Raw genomic sequence first — 572 nt, forward strand, 5'->3', positions numbered from 1 at the left:
CAGACAACCAGGATGTTGGCTTAGAAGCAGCCACTCATTAAAAGAGTGCGTAATAGCTCACTGGTCGAGTGACCCTGCGCCGAAAATTTAACGGGGCTAAACAGTATACCGAAGCTTGGGATTCCGTAAGGGATGGTAGGAGAGCGTCGAATGAGGGGTGAAGTCATAGCGGAAGCGGTGGTGGACTTCATTCGAGTGAGAATGCCGGAATGAGTAGCGCGAAATGTGTGAGAATCATATTGGCCGAAAGTCTAAGGTTTTTGGAGGAAGGTTCGTCCGCTCCAAGTAAGCCGGGAGCTAAGGCGAGGCCGAAAGGCGTAGTCGATGCACATACGGTGGAAATTCCGTAGCCGCCGAAAGATTTAAGATAAGTGACACCCTGGAAAGGCATGACCCGGGCGATGGTTGCCCCGGGCGTAAGGGACCGAAATTAGAGTAGGGAAGCATGTTAGACCGGGGGCGAGAAAAGCTTATTGTATATCTTAGGCGCCCGTACCGCAAACCGACACAGGTAGATGGGAAGAGAATTCTAAGGCCAACGGGAGAAGGGTAGTTAAGGAACTCGGCAAATT

General features: G+C 51.4%; 1 rRNA gene. It reads left to right on the forward strand.

The annotated features are described in order from the left end of the window. Positions 1-572 (forward strand): 23S ribosomal RNA (locus B5F54_RS17210); the annotation flags it as partial.

The organism is Anaeromassilibacillus sp. An250, from assembly GCF_002159845.1.
Taxonomy (GTDB): domain Bacteria; phylum Bacillota; class Clostridia; order Oscillospirales; family Acutalibacteraceae; genus Anaeromassilibacillus; species Anaeromassilibacillus stercoravium.